The organism is Dietzia cinnamea NBRC 102147 (assembly GCF_001571065.1).
Classification (GTDB): domain Bacteria; phylum Actinomycetota; class Actinomycetes; order Mycobacteriales; family Mycobacteriaceae; genus Dietzia; species Dietzia cinnamea.
In genome coordinates, this window is sequence record NZ_BCSW01000159.1 from 1 (window position 1) to 548 (window position 548).

Annotated in this window: 1 protein-coding gene; it reads right to left on the bottom strand. The window is 71.0% G+C overall.

Features of this window, described 5'->3' with window-relative positions:
* Positions 1-80 precede the first annotated feature (80 nt).
* Positions 81-548: oxidoreductase dimerization domain-containing protein (locus DCI01S_RS16595; protein ID WP_497463107.1), on the bottom strand; the 468-nt coding region annotated here is incomplete at its 5' end.

Consider the following 548-nt stretch of genomic DNA (forward strand, 5'->3'; position numbering starts at 1 on the left):
CTGTAGGTTTTTAAGGCACATTCACGGCGCCAGGCGGGCCGCCGCGGGAGCCCTCGTCCACCCCGCTGGGGCCGCGGGTTTCAGGCGCAGCATGACGTCGGCATCTGGTTTCGGAAGAGGCCGGCCACGATGCGCAGGCTTTCGCTCATGGTCAGGTACGGCGCCCAGGTGTCGGCCAGATCGTCGATGGTCATGCCGCTTTTGATGGCGTAGGTGGCCGCCAGCATGATCTCCCCGGCCCCGTCCGCCAGAGCGTGCACGCCCAGAACCTTGCCGCTCACGGCGTCGGCGACGAGCTTCACCGCCCCGCGGGTGTCGTGCTGGACGAGCGCCCGGGGGACATCGGACAGGTCCAGGACGCGGCAGTCGCACGCGTGCCCTCGGGTGAGGGCCTCGTCCTCGGTCAACCCCGCCGAGGCCAGCTGGGGCCGGGTGAACACGACCGCAGGAAAGCCGGCGTAGTCGACCCGAGCTGCCGGCGGGTACCTGTCCTCGGTCAGGGCGTTGAGCGCGGCGGCCCGACCGCCGGCGGCGGCGGCGTAGACGTA